This window comes from Tolypothrix sp. PCC 7601 (genome assembly GCF_025677855.1).
GTDB classification, from domain to species: Bacteria; Cyanobacteriota; Cyanobacteriia; order Cyanobacteriales; family Nostocaceae; genus Aulosira; species Aulosira diplosiphon.
The window spans coordinates 4,865,675-4,880,174 of sequence record NZ_CP064879.1; the positions used below are offsets into that span (position 1 = coordinate 4,865,675).

15 protein-coding genes are annotated in these 14,500 nt (G+C 42.8%); 8 read left to right on the forward strand and 7 right to left on the reverse strand.

Translation table 11 applies throughout. The annotated features are described in order from the left end of the window. Positions 1–193: 193 nt before the first annotated feature. The 3 genes from HG267_RS19965 to HG267_RS19975 all read right to left on the reverse strand — a co-directional run bounded on the left by HG267_RS19965 (position 194) and on the right by HG267_RS19975 (position 2,726). Positions 194–805 carry a Uma2 family endonuclease gene (locus HG267_RS19965; protein WP_045867531.1) on the reverse strand — a complete coding sequence of 204 codons (612 nt, stop codon included), beginning with the start codon at positions 803–805 and terminating at the stop codon, positions 194–196. 45 nt (positions 806–850) lie between these two features. Continuing rightward, positions 851–1,975, reverse strand: coding sequence for an aldo/keto reductase (locus tag HG267_RS19970; protein ID WP_045867530.1), 1,125 nt, complete (start codon positions 1,973–1,975; stop codon positions 851–853). A gap of 253 nt (positions 1,976–2,228) precedes the next feature. After that, on the reverse strand, positions 2,229–2,726 hold the full coding sequence (locus HG267_RS19975) for a bifunctional nuclease family protein (protein WP_045867529.1): 498 nt from the start codon (positions 2,724–2,726) through the stop codon (positions 2,229–2,231). A gap of 341 nt (positions 2,727–3,067) precedes the next feature. Here HG267_RS19975 and HG267_RS19980 point away from each other — a divergent pair, with 341 nt between their 5' ends. Further along, entirely contained in the window at positions 3,068–3,748 is a 681-nt protein-coding gene (locus HG267_RS19980; protein WP_045867528.1) for a riboflavin synthase, read from the forward strand. On the opposite strand, the gene HG267_RS19985 is transcribed toward HG267_RS19980, so the two are convergent. From HG267_RS19985 to HG267_RS19995, 3 genes are all read right to left on the reverse strand, one after another. Next, positions 3,725–3,910 (reverse strand): hypothetical protein, encoded by a 186-nt coding sequence (locus tag HG267_RS19985; RefSeq protein ID WP_155538903.1) that lies wholly within the window; start codon positions 3,908–3,910, stop codon positions 3,725–3,727. The two genes, HG267_RS19980 and HG267_RS19985, sit on opposite strands and share 24 nt — an antisense overlap. Before the next feature lie 66 nt (positions 3,911–3,976). Continuing rightward, a complete protein-coding gene (locus tag HG267_RS19990; protein WP_045868779.1) occupies positions 3,977–5,539 on the reverse strand; it encodes a M23 family metallopeptidase in 1,563 nt (520 codons plus the stop codon). A 90-nt stretch (positions 5,540–5,629) separates the two neighbouring features. After that, positions 5,630–6,442 (reverse strand): biotin--[acetyl-CoA-carboxylase] ligase, encoded by an 813-nt coding sequence (locus tag HG267_RS19995; RefSeq protein WP_045868778.1) that lies wholly within the window; start codon positions 6,440–6,442, stop codon positions 5,630–5,632. Positions 6,443–6,523: 81 nt separating this feature from the next. Here HG267_RS19995 and pgeF point away from each other — a divergent pair, with 81 nt between their 5' ends. Then, positions 6,524–7,327, forward strand: a complete 804-nt coding sequence (gene pgeF, locus HG267_RS20000; RefSeq protein WP_045867527.1) for a peptidoglycan editing factor PgeF — start codon at positions 6,524–6,526, stop codon at positions 7,325–7,327. 477 nt (positions 7,328–7,804) lie between these two features. On the opposite strand, the gene HG267_RS20005 is transcribed toward pgeF, so the two are convergent. Continuing rightward, positions 7,805–8,449: a hypothetical protein gene (locus tag HG267_RS20005; RefSeq protein ID WP_263419958.1), complete on the reverse strand. Its 645-nt coding sequence runs from the start codon at positions 8,447–8,449 to the stop codon at positions 7,805–7,807. Between the two features lie 489 nt (positions 8,450–8,938). On the opposite strand from HG267_RS20005, the gene HG267_RS20010 reads away from it, so the two are divergent. The 6 genes from HG267_RS20010 (at position 8,939) to HG267_RS20035 (ending at position 14,443) form a co-directional block, all read left to right on the forward strand. Beyond that, the gene (locus HG267_RS20010; protein WP_045867525.1) at positions 8,939–9,181 is read left to right on the forward strand and encodes a hypothetical protein; all 243 of its coding nucleotides are present in this window, start codon (positions 8,939–8,941) and stop codon (positions 9,179–9,181) included. After that, a complete protein-coding gene (locus tag HG267_RS20015; protein WP_228045778.1) occupies positions 9,156–9,434 on the forward strand; it encodes a type II toxin-antitoxin system RelE family toxin in 279 nt (92 codons plus the stop codon). Before HG267_RS20010 ends, HG267_RS20015 begins: the two co-directional genes overlap by 26 nt. 63 nt (positions 9,435–9,497) lie before the next feature. Next, positions 9,498–9,683, forward strand: a complete 186-nt coding sequence (locus HG267_RS20020) for a hypothetical protein (protein ID WP_045867523.1) — start codon at positions 9,498–9,500, stop codon at positions 9,681–9,683. Positions 9,684–10,088: 405 nt separating this feature from the next. Continuing rightward, the gene (locus tag HG267_RS20025) at positions 10,089–11,948 is read left to right on the forward strand and encodes an NAD(P)H-quinone oxidoreductase subunit F (RefSeq protein WP_045867522.1); all 1,860 of its coding nucleotides are present in this window, start codon (positions 10,089–10,091) and stop codon (positions 11,946–11,948) included. A gap of 134 nt (positions 11,949–12,082) precedes the next feature. Then, positions 12,083–12,802 carry a carbonic anhydrase gene (locus HG267_RS20030; protein WP_045867521.1) on the forward strand — a complete coding sequence of 240 codons (720 nt, stop codon included), beginning with the start codon at positions 12,083–12,085 and terminating at the stop codon, positions 12,800–12,802. Positions 12,803–12,943: 141 nt separating this feature from the next. Then, positions 12,944–14,443: an NADH-quinone oxidoreductase subunit M gene (locus HG267_RS20035; protein WP_045867520.1), complete on the forward strand. Its 1,500-nt coding sequence runs from the start codon at positions 12,944–12,946 to the stop codon at positions 14,441–14,443. Positions 14,444–14,500 lie beyond the last annotated feature (57 nt).

Sequence of the window (14,500 nt, forward strand, 5' to 3'; positions counted from 1 at the left end):
CAACCAAGCGGGTTTCACGTTAAGTTGACACAGGTGGGCATTGCCTTGCCCCTACAATCTGTAGCATTCTTTTTTAAAATTGGTATACCTTACTAAATTGGGAAATGCGATAATATCAATTAAATTTAAATTCGTTGCTTGATTATCTGAGAAAAAACACATCTAAAATAAAAAGTATTGCTCGTACTTTATGTCACTCTTCTACATTAAGTTCTTGAACTTCCGACTCCACAAGCTCAAAATTTACCTTGTTATATAAATCGCTTAAGGAAATAGTAAAAGGTACCGTTACAAGTGCGATCGCTTCATCTTCTTCATCGTACTCGCGCAATGTCCATTGTTTCTTGCCCGTTTTGGAAAATTGTTCTACATGAATCCGGGTTTGGTCAATTAACAGATATTCTTGAAAGCTGGGAATTGTGCGGTATGCTTGGAATTTAGCTTCGCGATCGTATGCTTTGGTAGATTGTGATAAAACTTCTACAATCACCTGTGGATTGACGATTATATCTGTGCGGTTGTTGAAAAATTCTGGTTTACCTGCGATTACGGTAACATCTGGGTAAGTGTATATCCGTTTTTGCGGTATCCATAACCGCATATCGCTGTTAAATACTTCGTATGTTTGTTGTCTGAAGGCAAAGTTCAACACAGCATAAAAGTTACCTGCAATTCGATTGTGATTTACTGTACCACCAGCCATCGGAATGATATACCCATCAATATATTCACTTTTGTAGTCAGCAGTTGCTTCTAGTTCGAGATATTCCTCGGGGGTGTAGTATCGCTGTTGTGTAACTTGCATAATTTTAGGGGATAGCGATCGCTCTCAACGAATAGTGTAACGCGCTCACCCCCACAATCTTCTACCAGCTTTGCCGCTTAATCTTTCGTGGGTATCTGTTAATAAAGCGGGAATATTTAACTCTTCGGGACATCTTGGTAAACAGTCACCGCATTCTGTACAACGGTTGGCTTTCATTCCCGGAAACCAATGACCGGCATTTTCAAACATTCCATAACGATATTTGCCATAGTCTGTCATATCGTATGCTACTGCCAGGTTGCGTAACCGTAATACCTCTGGAATATTAATATTTTCTGGGCAAGGTAAACAAGCAAAACACTGGCTACATTTATCAGTTGCTAAGGCAATTTTGGTTTGATTTTCTAAAGCTTGAAAAGCTGAAATTTCTGCTGGTGTAAGTTCATTAATGCTATCAGCAACTCGCAAAGGTTCGATTAATTCCTCTGGATTTGCTGGCCCGACACTGAGGGTAGTAATGCGGGAGTCGCTCAATAAAAATCGATAATTTAACTCTAAGGGCGAAAATGGATCACACAATTCTTTTAATTTTGGGGGTGGTGTGTAAAGTCTTCCTCCTTTATCCGCAGGAGAAATGATAAATATCCCCATATCCTTGGCGGCTGCTAGCTGTATTGCTGCTGCATGACGCTGGAAAAAATAGTAATAGTGCAGATTGACAAATTCAAATAAATCTGTATTAATTGCCGCTAAAATAACATCTAACGATCCGTGGGTAGAAAAACCAACGTGCTTGACCCTACCATCTGCGATCGCTTCTTGCACAGCTTGTATACAACCAGCTTGCACCATCTCTAGATGTTCCCAAGTATTTAACCCATGAATCCCCAAGCAATCTAAATAATCTAGGTGCAATTTTTCTAGAGATTCATCGATATAGCGACGCATGGTGTCAGCATCAGCTGTAGGCGGAATTTTAGTAGTGATGTGAAGTTGAGAACGGGGGACTGACAAACCAGCTTGGAGCGCTTTACCTAAATACTCCTCACTTTTGCCATAACCTCTAGCAGTTTCTATATGATTAATGCCTAATGCTAGGGCTTTTTCAATAGTTTGCCGAGCTGTTTCTGCATCAGCTAGGTAGCGCATTGTTCCTAAAGAAAACACGGACAAGCGCAAATTAGTTTTGCCAAAGCGTCTATATTGCATTTTTTATTTGTCGTTTGTCATTTGTTATTTGCCATTTGGCATTTGTCTTCTAAAACCCAAACGCCAAATACCAAACACCAAATCCTATTTTCCAGCGAACTCTTGACGAACACATCTCACACCTAAACATAAAAATCTCTCTTATCTACTCCCTAGCCCCTAGTACCGCTTGCCGAGTCAGTCAAAAGTCAAAAGTCAAAAGGTTAATACATCAAGGCTTGTGACTGTTTGAAATTGTAGCTCTTCAGTTGTGCTAACTTTCGCTATTACCAAAGCGCTTGATTAAATCTTCAGGACGGAGATTAGAAATAAATTCCCGGAAGGCTTGTTGTTCTGCTTCATCAGCATCACGGTCAACGGGGATAGAAGCATCAGCGATTACTTCTTCCATTACCCAAATGGGGGCATTTGTCCGCAAAGCAATGGCGATCGCATCGCTAGGACGCGCGTCAATTTCTTTGGTGGTTTCACCTTGCTTGACCACTAACGCTGCATAAAATGTATCTTTTTGCAAGGAGTGAATAATAACTTTATCTAGAGTTAAGTTCCAGGTTTCTAGAATATTCACCATTAAATCGTGAGTTAAAGGCCGTGGCGGCTTTTGACTCTCGATAGCTCCCGCAATTGCCCTAGCTTGTTCTTGACCAATATAAATTGGCAAAGCACGGCGATCGGATGCATCTTTTAAAAGTACAATGGGGCTGCGGGTTATGGCATCTAATGCTATGCCAGCGACTCTCATTTCAATCATTGGCTCAGCCTCTACACTCCTTGAACAACTTGGTTAATTAGTAGCAAATAATACCCTCGAGGGTTTAAATTAAGGACAGGAATAAACATAGGCATTTGTTTTTTATAATTGCTTCTATTAAACTCCGAACTTGATGTGAACACCAGAGTAAGTCAAAGTTGTCTATTTCGACAATATCCTTCTTACCCAAGTATGCCTTGTTCTGGATGCTAATGTGATAATATCCCTATCCTAAATACCGTCAGAAAATATACTCAGATTTTGCTACATTTATACAGATAATTACCAGTGGATTTTCGGCAAGATTAGGCAATAAATAGAGTTAGTTTCACAAAAAAGCCGTGTTTACAGGATTAATTCAAGCATTGGGAACGATGAAACCCTTAGGGGGAGATTCTTGGCAAATTACTTGTGTAAGTCAGTCATCTGATTTAATTATGCAGGATATAGCTTACGGCGACAGTATAGCTGTTGATGGCGTTTGCTTGACAGTAGAAGAAATTTTAAAAGATGGTTTTATCGCCACTGCATCACCAGAAACCCTGCGCCGCACGACTTTAGGAAGTGAAGACACGCCACAGAAATATGTCAACCTAGAAGCGTCGTTGCGGGTAGGAAGCAAAGTAGGCGGTCATTTTGTCATGGGTCATGTAGACGGTACAGGTCGGTTGGTGACAGCAGAACAAACAGCGACTTCTTGGGAAATGACCTTTATTGCATCTGAGGCGATCGCGCGGTACATTGTGCCCAAAGGTAGCATTGCCGTGAATGGAATTAGTCTCACTGTTGCCGCATACGAACCAGAACTCTCTCAGTTCACCGTGGCGGTCATACCTCTCACCTACGCCGAAACCAATCTTCGCTATTTAGTCCCTGGCAGTTTAGTGAATCTTGAGGGAGATATTCTCGGCAAATATGTCGAAAAATTCCTTTACTCCGGCAAACCAAACCCTAATAGTGTCGAAGACTCCAATTCAGATGGGATTACACCCGCATTTCTAGCAGAACATGGGTATTTGTAATAGGGCATGGGGCATTGGGCATTGGGCATGGGGCATGGGGCATAGGGCATAGGGCATAGGGCATTGGGTAATTGGTAATGGGTAATTGGTAATGGGGATTTCTCCCTCATCTCCCTCATCTTCCTCATCTCCAGTCCCCAGTCCCCAGTCCCCAGTCCCCATTACCCCTTATCCCCAGAGGGGGCCCCGAGTTCCCCAGTCCCCAGTCCCCAGTCCCCAATCCCCAACCTAACTACCCGGTTCCTTGTTCAGCTGGGCTGTTTGCGCTGGTTGAATCATTTGACTTAAAGCTGTGTTTAAGTATACCCCGGGGTCGGTGGCTACCCAACCATTTTGTGTCAGGTGGCGGACTTCAAAGTGCAGGTGGGGGCCTGTAGAGTTACCAGTGCTACCAACTTGCCCAATTACGGTTCCTGGTTCCACCATTTGACCGGGTCGGACAAAGATTTGTGATAAGTGACCGTAGAGAGTTTGTTGAGCAGAAGGGTGGTTGATGGTGACAGCTAAACCGTAGCCACCCATCCAATCAGCGCTTTCTACTTGACCAGAGGCTGCGGCTAACACTGGTGTACCCATAGGCGCACCTAAGTCTGTACCCGCGTGGAAGCGGCGATCGCCTGTGATGGGGTGAATCCGCCAGCCAAATAATGAGGTAATTGGTGCGGGGATGGTTAAGGGGAACATCATTCCCTGACCGTTATAGGCGACTCTGGGGGCGAAGGGAACTTGCGGTAGTGTGGAAGCTAAAGGAAAGTCGTAAGCCACCATGCTAGGACGGGGTGCAATATTCCCATCTGCCATTGGCGGTGGTAAAGTACCGCCACTGGGTGCGATCGCAGTTTCGCTCACTTTGGTGGGAGCAAATTCGCTGGGGTTAGGAATAAAGCGATTGGGACGATAAGCAGTCTTGGTGACGCTAGCCGCAATGCGATTGGCGACAGTATTCTCTGTTGCTACTTGAGGACTGCGCCATCTGCTGCTGGTAGCTGTATTGGCAATTGGTCTGACAACAGGAGAGTTGGCTAATTTAGTGCTTTGACTTCTTCTGAGCCAAGAAGGTGCGGCTTTGCTACTACCATCAGCTACAGGCTGATTGCTAGGTTTCGCACAAAAACTACCTGATATAGCTTGTCCTGTAGGTAAAGTAGTACGGCAACCACTAGAACGTTCTGTGATGATTACAGAATTGGGTGCTTGGTAGTTAGAACCGCCTACTTTGTAATCGGTGGGGTCAATGTAGGCGTTATTGTAATCTTGTTTTGGTTCAACTTCCGTGCTACCAACTGGGCTTTTAGGAGTGTTAGCTGGTGTGGCAACTTCTGGTAGTTTTTCCGGTACAGTTCGTAAAGGCTTAGGTGTGGCGATTGTGGTTTTGGGTTTTTCTTCTCTAACGCTGGTTTCAACTTGGGGTTGTGCGCGTCTAATAATCACAGGTTCAGCCGCTTCTACTTTTGGTTTTGCAGGTGTGACTGGTTGTGATGATTGAGAAACATTTTCCCGATTTAATCTCTTTTTCAGCCTGACTCGCCGTTCAGAAAATTCTACTTGTGGGCGAGTAGCTTCTGGAGTTACAGTATCTTTTTTAACAGGAACTGTGGCAGCGCTAGGTTGAGTATTTTCAATAGTAGGAACGATGTTATCTATAGATGTTTCCGTTTGCGCCAAGACTAAACCGTTACCTAAAAGGCTAACGCTACTCAGCCAACAGAGACTCTGTGCTGGTAGCGTTGCGGCAAAGCGTTTGGTTGTTTTTGGCAAACGTTTATGGGCAGAGTTATGGAGCTGCGTCATTTGTTGTCTCGGTTTTTTGTAAATAAAAGTAAACAGATGATGCTGTGGTTTGTCTTGCCCAAAGAGCTGAATTGTAAACAAACCTAAAAGTTAAACAGAAGATTTTTTGTAACCCAGACTGATTGTACCGGGTTCAATGTAAATTTCTGATGAGATAACTTCCTTTGTATTATAAGTTTCGAGATTTACACGTAAATTACCTTGAGGGGTTACCCCAATTACAGTACCCGCAAGTTGATTGACGTGTATGCGATCGCCCATATTGATCAGTAAATTCAGATAGTCAGACAAGAGTATGTTTACTCCTTCTTCAAATAAGCACTTCAGACCGGATTCTATCCCTAATAAAACTTGAGAAGTTAACATTTCTAGAGAAGGAATTGCTTTGTTAAGCTGTGAGGCTTGCCATAATTCCAAGTTAATTCCAGTTTCCGGTACAGGGTTTGCCCAGTTAATGCCCACACCAATTACAGCTTGGGTAATTTGTCCTTGATTGATTTTCGTTTCCGTTAAAATTCCGCCTAGTTTGCGGCCGTCTAAAACTAAATCATTAGGCCATTTAATCCCCACAGTGACACCAGATTTTTGTAATTGTGAAGCTATTCCCCAAGCACTTGCTAAAGTTAATTGGTAACTATTAACAGCATCTAGTTTAGGCTGAATCGCTACCGAAAGATATAATCCTCCAGAAGGAGAACTCCACTGGCGACCCCATTGTCCACGTCCAGCAGTTTGCTGAGTAGCGATAACGACACATCCTGGTTTAGCGCCCTCTGCTAGTAAGCCCCAGAGAGTTTGGTTAGTAGAAGCTACACTATCAAAAATGTGTAGAGAAAATGGTAAATAGGAATACTGTCGCCCTGCTTTGAGGGCTGCTTCTAAATATTGCCGATCTAATTTCACGCAGTTAACCCAAATCCCGTTGTACAAGTTAGCATTAATTGACTGGCTAATTTTGATGTTTCTGTTTAGGTTTGGTTGACGATGCACACTTGGCACTGGCGCAATTGGGAAGGAATGCCTTACCTGACTTGTAGTATCCTAGAACCTTGGCAACACGGCTTCTTTACCCAGCCGTTTTGGCCACGTTCACCACAAGAATTAACACAGGTACTGCAACCTGACGCATCAGTTTATCGCTTAAAACAGGTTCATGGCAATACCGTTTTGACTCCGCAAGAAATTGATCATAAGTTAAGCAATGGCGGGGATGATGTGGATGGTGAAGGCGATTCAGCATTAGCATCAGCAGATGGTTTAGTTAGCGAACAACCTTTGCAAGCGGTGTGGGTAGCCAGCGCTGATTGTACGCCAGTGCTAATTGGTGATATCAAAACCGGACAAGTCGCAGCCATTCATGCAGGCTGGCGGGGGACTGCGAAAAAAATTGTTCCCCAAGCGATCGCAAGATTAAAAGCACAAGGTAGCAAGCTAGAAAATTTGCGAATAGCAATGGGGCCTGCGATCGCAGGTGAAGTTTACCAAGTCTCTGTTGAAGTGGCTGCGGAAATTGGATCTAGCATTATCAGCCATGAAGACGAACAAAAAATAGTTGATGCTTTACATGAACTACCCAATTCCCCATTAATTCCCGATCGCGATCCAGGGAAAGTGCGGGTAGATGTACGGCGGGTAAATACCTTACAAATAGAAAGCTTAGGAATTAGCGGCGAACAAATTGCGATCGCTCCTTATTGCACTTACCAAACCCCAGAACACTTTTTCTCTTATCGCCGAGAACAGCAGAAAAAAGTGCAGTGGTCTGGGATTGTTAGTGGGAATGGGTAATGGGTAATGGGGAAGGGGGAAGGGGTAATGGGTAATGGGTAAGAGGCTATTGATTAAGTAGTACCAATTTACAAAAAGAATGCGACAGATTGTAGGGGCAAGGTACATAGGTGTCAACTTAAGCTAAAAGCGATATAGGGTGGGCGTTGTACAAATACCTCGCGCCCTCATCCCCTAACCCCTTCTCCCGCAGGAGAAGGGGAACTAAATAAATCTCTTGCTCCCTTCTCCCCGTGGGAGAGGGGCTGGGGGTGAGGGCAAAACCTTGCAACGAAGCGGGTTTCACGTTAAGTTGACACCTATGGGCAGTGCCTTGCCCTCTAGAATATATTGATGTGTCGCCAACATTATTTGATATCATGTCCATTCAAATACCCGTCATTGCGAATAGAATGAAGTGTCCGCAGTGACATATTATAATTTGCCCGACATCATATAACGCGGATTTTGATGATAAGTAAATCCAAAATTACGTCTTTATCCCAAACCGAATAACTTAGCAATTAGCGGCAATAATTTATTCCCCGCTTCCACCAGAGAAGCCACAGCAGGTAAGCCTGTAAATATTCCCTTCAACATAGTGATTGCAGTCTTTGCAGTCTTTTTACTTCCATTCTCTTGGGGAGTTTTCGCGGCTTCTGCTAAACTTTGCACCTGTTCTAACGCCTCAGCTTTATCGTCATCTGATAACTCTGATGACTGAGAAATTGATTCTTGTAATTGCGTCAACAATTCTTTGATTCCGGGTTTATCTGCTTCGGGGGAATCGGGTAACTGATTGAGGGCAATATTCACATTACCGCTAATGGTTCCCAGGTTGGCGACAGAACCACCGCCAGCAATTCCGCTAACATTGGTACTATTTTGAATATTGATGCCGCTAATATCAGACACTTTGTTATCTCCTTGTATATAGTATTTCGATTGCTGAAGCGCAGTTGTGAGCATATTTTCTAAGCTCAGAATGCGACTATCTTTTTCTATAAGTAATAATTGCTGACTTTGGGATAAAGCTTTGAGTTGATTATAGTCATCAAAATATTCCGCACTCAGTTGGGATTTATCACTCCCTGGTGCGGTTTTGGCTCTGAGTAAGAATTTATCATCGCCGCGTTTCTCCATTGCCACAATTTCTAACTCAGCTTCTGGGTGATTTTCTGCCAGGTTTTTGAATGCAATTGCAATAGCGCGGGGGTCTACGCTTTGATTGTGGTAAAGGTCGAGGGTATCAAAAATTGGCTTGATAAACTCGCCAAAGTCGCAATTTCGAGGATAAAAGGTGCAACTTCGAGGATAAAAGGCTCATCGTTGAGGGTAAAAGGTGCAACGTTGAGGATAACAAGCTCATCGTTGAAGATAATAGGTGCAAATTTGAGATTTTAGAGATTGCCAATTTCAAAATTACCCAAATTGTAGGGGCACGGCACCGATAAATTGTCTGTTTTACCGAAAGTCTTTGGATGCCGTGCCCTTACGATAAGTGGGTACGCAAAAATATTTATATAATTGCAATTGCGAAAAGCCCAAACCCTTGCGATTTACTGCTTGTGGGCAGTGCTCACCCTACTGAATTTAGATAGCATATAGAGAATATTGAGTATGGAAATATCTATGGAATCAGCGCCAGATAACATTCTTCTTCTTGAGGAAGCACAAAAGCGTCTGCTGCGTCTTTCCCCAGAAAAGCTGCGAGTTGTCAGCGATTTTATCGCGTATTTAGAAGAACGAGAAGAAAACGAAGCCACCGCAGAACTGTTGAACATCCCTAGTTTTGAGCAAGCTTTACAAGAAGCTATGCAGGAAGTTGAAGCTGGGGAAGTGGTATCATTTGACAGTATTCGTCGTCATGTATGAACTAGCGTTAACTCGCAAAGCTCAGAAGTTTTATGAGGAAGTAGATATATCGTTAGTAGAACGTCTGAATCGTTGCTTTGATCAACTGCGAGAAAATCCTTATGAGCATCCCAACATTAAACGCCTCAAAGGTAAATTCTCCGGCTTATTGCGCTACAGAGTAGGTGATTGGCGGGTTGTTTATCAAGTAGATGAGGCGCAGTCACTCATCACTATTCTGCTTATAGCCCATCGCAGTGATGTCTATCAGTAAATTAGTGGTCTGTGGCAATGTGGATATAGGCACAACATAAACATTCATTTACCGGAAAGCTTAATGGAACGCTCGAAAATTATTGCCATTATTACAGGTGCGATATCGATTATTTTAGCGATCGCCTACCTTATTATTGTTCAAATTCTCGACTACCGCGACATGAAACCCGCCCCCATCAGCCAAATCAACCAACCACCTGCAATTGTCGCTACTGTTTGGCAAGGTCAAGTTCACCACTTATCATAATTTGTGACCATTCGTGTTATCCAGATCCCCGACTTTTCAAAAAAGTCGGGGATCTAAGTTTGCAACGATTTTGTAGAGGCGCAATTCATTGCGTCTCTTGTGATTTATGTCAATAAGTAAAAATCTATGGTAAATATTGGTTGATCCCCATAATTTATTCATAGATATAACTTGATGGTTAGTATCCATTAATTGAATACTGCCATCATATAAGAATTAGTTAGACAAAGTATCGATGATTTATTTAATTAAAGTATTTCCTTTTTGCCATAGATAAAGGTAAGCTATTTCTAACAAAATTAAGCAAAAATAAAATCGAATTATTTGAGTTGGTCGGGTTAGGTGCAATCAAAGCCTTTTGATTCATAGCCCCGAACTTTTGCTGCAAGTTATAGAGGTAATTTCATGGCTCAGTTTCTCTTAGAGACTGTATGGCTAGTTCCGTGCTATGCCTTAATAGGTGGGCTTTTAGCCGTTCCTTGGTCACCGGGGATCATTCGCCGTACTGGCCCAAGACCGGCTGGTTATGTCAATTTGGTCATGACATCTCTGGCGTTTTTGCATAGTGCGATCGCATTTATTGCTACTTGGAATCAACCACCTGTAGAGGTATTTATTCCTTGGCTGTCTACTGCTGGATTAAATCTTACCATCGCTTTAGAAATTTCTTCTATTAGTGTGGGAGCATTGACTGTCATCACTGGCTTAAATTGTTTAGCGCAAATTTATGCCATTGGTTACATGGAAATGGATTGGGGCTGGGGACGCTTCTATTCTCTCTTAGGATTATTTGAAGCGGGATTGTGCGCCCTGGTTTTGTGTAATAGCCTGTTCTTTAGTTATGTAATTCTGGAAGTTCTGACTTTAGGAACTTACTTGCTAGTCGGGTTATGGTTTAGTCAGCCGTTGGTAGTTAGCGGTGCTAGAGATGCTTTCCTGACCAAACGGGTGGGTGACTTGTTCCTCCTGATGGGTGTACTGGGGTTATGGCCTTTAGCTGGAACTTGGAATTACACAGAATTAGCTGAATGGGCGACAACTGCAAATGTTGACCCCACTGTGATTACATTAGTAGGTTTAGCCTTGATTGCCGGGCCAATGGGTAAATGCGCCCAATTCCCCCTGCATTTGTGGTTGGATGAGGCGATGGAAGGCCCTGTTCCCAGTACAATTTTGCGGAACTCGGTGGTGGTTGCAAGTGGTGCGTGGGTATTAATTAAACTGCAACCAGTGTTAACTTTGTCACCTTTCGTTTCCTCCGCTTTGGTCGCAATTGGTGCAGTTACAGCCATTGGTGCTTCCTTAATTGCGATCGCCCAAATTGATATTAAACGCTGTCAATCCTATTCTGTCAGCGCTTACATGGGCTTGGTGTTTATCGCGGTAGGTACAAGACAAGATGAAGCAGCATTGTTGTTAGTACTAGCTAATGCGGTATCATCTGCACTACTAGTAATGAGTACTGGCGGCATTATCTGGAACAGCATTACCCAAAATGTTACCCAGTTGGGTGGGTTATGGTCACGTCGTCCCATATCTGCGATCGCTTTTATTGTGGGAACATTGGGATTAATTGGCTTTCCACCCCTAGGCGGCTTTTGGGCGTTGATGGAATTAATCGATGGACTGTGGGGAACTCAACCTTTATTGGTGGGTGTGGTGATAACTGTCAACGCTTTAACGGCTGTGAGTTTAACCAGAGAATTCGGTTTGATTTTTGCTGGTAAACCCAAACAGATGAGTGAGCGATCGCCTGAAGTACATTGGCCTATGGTGTTGCCAATGGTGATTTTACTAGGCTTTGTCTTGCATCTGCCATTAGTGTTGCAAAGCTTATCATTACTACCAAGTTGGGTAATTCTGAATAAGGATGTTGCACTGTTATTAATTTGGTCAAGTGTGTTTGGCTGTGGTGTAACTGGCGTAATTTATCTCGGGAATATTCCTAAACCAATTCGCCTACCTTGGAAACCTTTACAAGACTTGTTGGCTTACGATTTTTACACCCCAAAAATCTATCGGATGACGATTATTTTCAGCGTCGCCCAACTTTCTAAATTTGCCGATATGCTCGACCGTTTTGTCGTGGATGGTATTGTAAATTTGGTTGGTTTGTTCTCGCTATTAACTGGCGAAGGTTTGAAATATAGTACATCTGGTCAAACCCAATTTTATGCCTTCACTGTGCTATTAGGCGTTGGTGTATTTGGTATGTGGGTAACTTGGCCATTTTGGGGAGTACAGTTTTTGGATTTAATGTTTTAGGGATTGGGGACTGGGGATTGGGGATTGGGGATTGGGGATTGGGGATTGGGGACTGGGAAGGGAGATTTAATACTAATCAATTTTTGAAGACCATTTAATTTTTGAAACCTTGTGTTGTGTTGGGAGGAAAGATCATGAAAAAGCAATATAACCAAACTAATTTTTCTCGTAGAAATTTACTGAAAATAGGTGCAGGTGCAGTTGGTAGCGGAGTATTAGCAGCCGGATTAGGTTCCAATTTGGCTGCACCAGAAAGAGTCTCGGCGCAAGATAAAAAAGATATTACACCTGATGCTGCACTCAAAGAATTGCTAGATGGCAATGATCGGTTTGTCAAAGCCAAAAAACGTAATCCCCATCAAAACTTGAAACGCTTGCAGGAAGTTGCAAAAGGGCAAAATCCCTTTGCATCAATTCTTGGTTGTGCAGATTCCCGAGTACCTTCAGAAATAGTTTTTGACCAGGGATTAGGTGATTTATTTGTTTGTCGTGTAGCTGGTAATATTGCTACACCAGAAGAAACTGGTAGCCTCGAATTTGGTAGCTTAGTTTTAGGTGCCAAACTAATTTTAGTAGTAGGTCATGAAAGATGCGGGGCTGTAGCTGCCACGATTAAAGGTGCCGCAGTGCCAGGAGAAATTGGGAGTTTATTAGCTGCTATTAAACCCGCTGTAGATCAATCTCAAGATAAACCTGGGGATAAATTAGAAAATGCTTGCAAGGCTAACATTTTATTGCAAGTTGAGAAGTTGAAATCATCTCCAGTGCTTGCTGGTTTAATCAAAGAAAACAAACTGAAAATAGTCGGTGGTTATTACGATTTAGACACTGGCAAAGTTAGTTTAGTTAGTTAGGTTTTGGGCATGGGGCATGGGGCATGGGGCATTGGGCAATAGCTATTTCTTATCTGCTTTATTGTCTCCCCTGTGCTCCCATACCCCTGATATCTTTTGAATATTGAAATTTCTCCTGTTTACTAATTTACCCAAATTGCCATGTTAAGTGTTCTGATTTGGCTCCCGATTTTGGCGGCGGCGATTATCGCAGTCATACCTAAAAAATTACCTGCCAATACTGTAAGGTTAAGCGCCTTATATTTCGCTGCTATAGTTCTACTTTGGAATATTTTTATTCTGTTTAAATTTGATATCAGCAACCCAGGGATGCAATTTCAAGAGAATCTACCTTGGAATGAAACTCTCGGTTTGAGCTATCAATTAGGTGTTGATGGGCTTTCGATATTGATGCTGGTTTTAAATAGCCTACTTACTTGGATTGCTATTTACAGCAGCAGCAAAGAAACTCAAAGACCAAGGTTATTTTACTCGCTAATTTTATTAGTGAGTGGTGGGGTAGCAGGTGCATTTTTAGCAGAGAATTTACTGCTATTCTTCTTGTTCTACGAACTAGAATTAATTCCCTTCTATCTACTAATTTCCATTTGGGGAGGGGAAAAACGCGGTTATGCAGGGATTAAATTCCTGATTTACACTGCTGTTTCTGGGGCATTAATCTTAGCAACTTTCTTGGGTATGGTGTGGCTAACTGGTTCTACCAGCTTTGCCTTTGATGCGGTTTCTACGCAAACTCTAGCGCCTGTATTACAATTCCTGTTGTTAGCCGGAATTATCTTAGGTTTTGGCATCAAAATTCCCTTGGTTCCTTTCCATACTTGGTTACCTGATGCTTATGTCGAAGCTTCTGCACCAATTGCGATTTTGTTGGGTGGTGTGTTAGCAAAGCTAGGAACCTACGGGCTGTTAAGGTTTGGAATGGGAATGTTTCCCGAAGCTTGGAGTACCTTTGCACCAACATTGGCAATTTGGGGTGCAGTGAGTGCAATATACGGGGCTGTAGTAGCGATCGCGCAAAAAGATATCAAGCGCATGGTAGCATACAGTTCTATTGGTCACATGGGTTACATTCTGCTAGCTGGTGCTGCTAGTACTTCCCTAGCGCTAGTTGGTGCTGTTGCCCAAATGTTTAGCCACGGTTTAATTCTCGCTATTTTGTTCCATTTGGTGGGAGTTGTTGAAACCAAAGTAGGAACAAGGGAGTTAGATAAACTCAATGGTTTAATGAGTCCGATTCGGGGTTTACCTTTAATTAGTGCTTTGCTTGTATTAAGTGGAATGGCGAGTGCTGGTATTCCCGGTTTAACAGGATTTATTGCAGAATTTATTGTATTCCAAGGAAGTTTCTCAGCGTTTCCCATCTCCACAATCTTGTGTGTAGTTGCGAGTGGTTTAACTGCGGTTTATTTTGTGATTCTTCTCAACCGTACCTGTTTTGGTAGACTCGATAATTCAGCTTACTATCCCAAAGTCGAATGGTTTGAGAAAACACCTGCGTTAATTTTGGCAGCTTTAATCATCTTTTTGGGAGTGCAACCAACTTGGTTAGTACGTTGGAGTGAACCCACAACTACCGCAATGGTGGCTGCTATTCCTGCAATAGAAAAAACCGTTAACTCGGAAATTGCTGTAAAACCATAATGAATCTTCCTTTGCGCCTTTGCGCCTACCCTGCGGGAACGACTGCGTCGAATGCGT

Coding starts and splice junctions, on each gene's coding strand:
- HG267_RS19965 (WP_045867531.1), bottom strand. CDS start 805: ATGCAAGTTACACAACAGCGATACTACACCCCCGAGGAATATCTCGAA.
- HG267_RS19970 (WP_045867530.1), bottom strand. CDS start 1,975: ATGCAATATAGACGCTTTGGCAAAACTAATTTGCGCTTGTCCGTGTTT.
- HG267_RS19975 (WP_045867529.1), bottom strand. CDS start 2,726: ATGATTGAAATGAGAGTCGCTGGCATAGCATTAGATGCCATAACCCGC.
- HG267_RS19985 (WP_155538903.1), bottom strand. CDS start 3,910: ATGGGGACTGGGGACTGGGGACTGGGGACTGGAGATGAGGAAGATGAG.
- HG267_RS19990 (WP_045868779.1), bottom strand. CDS start 5,539: ATGACGCAGCTCCATAACTCTGCCCATAAACGTTTGCCAAAAACAACC.
- pgeF (WP_045867527.1), top strand. CDS start 6,524: ATGCACACTTGGCACTGGCGCAATTGGGAAGGAATGCCTTACCTGACT.
- HG267_RS20005 (WP_263419958.1), bottom strand. CDS start 8,449: ATGGAGAAACGCGGCGATGATAAATTCTTACTCAGAGCCAAAACCGCA.
- HG267_RS20010 (WP_045867525.1), top strand. CDS start 8,939: ATGGAATCAGCGCCAGATAACATTCTTCTTCTTGAGGAAGCACAAAAG.
- HG267_RS20020 (WP_045867523.1), top strand. CDS start 9,498: ATGGAACGCTCGAAAATTATTGCCATTATTACAGGTGCGATATCGATT.
- HG267_RS20025 (WP_045867522.1), top strand. CDS start 10,089: ATGGCTCAGTTTCTCTTAGAGACTGTATGGCTAGTTCCGTGCTATGCC.
- HG267_RS20030 (WP_045867521.1), top strand. CDS start 12,083: ATGAAAAAGCAATATAACCAAACTAATTTTTCTCGTAGAAATTTACTG.
- HG267_RS20035 (WP_045867520.1), top strand. CDS start 12,944: ATGTTAAGTGTTCTGATTTGGCTCCCGATTTTGGCGGCGGCGATTATC.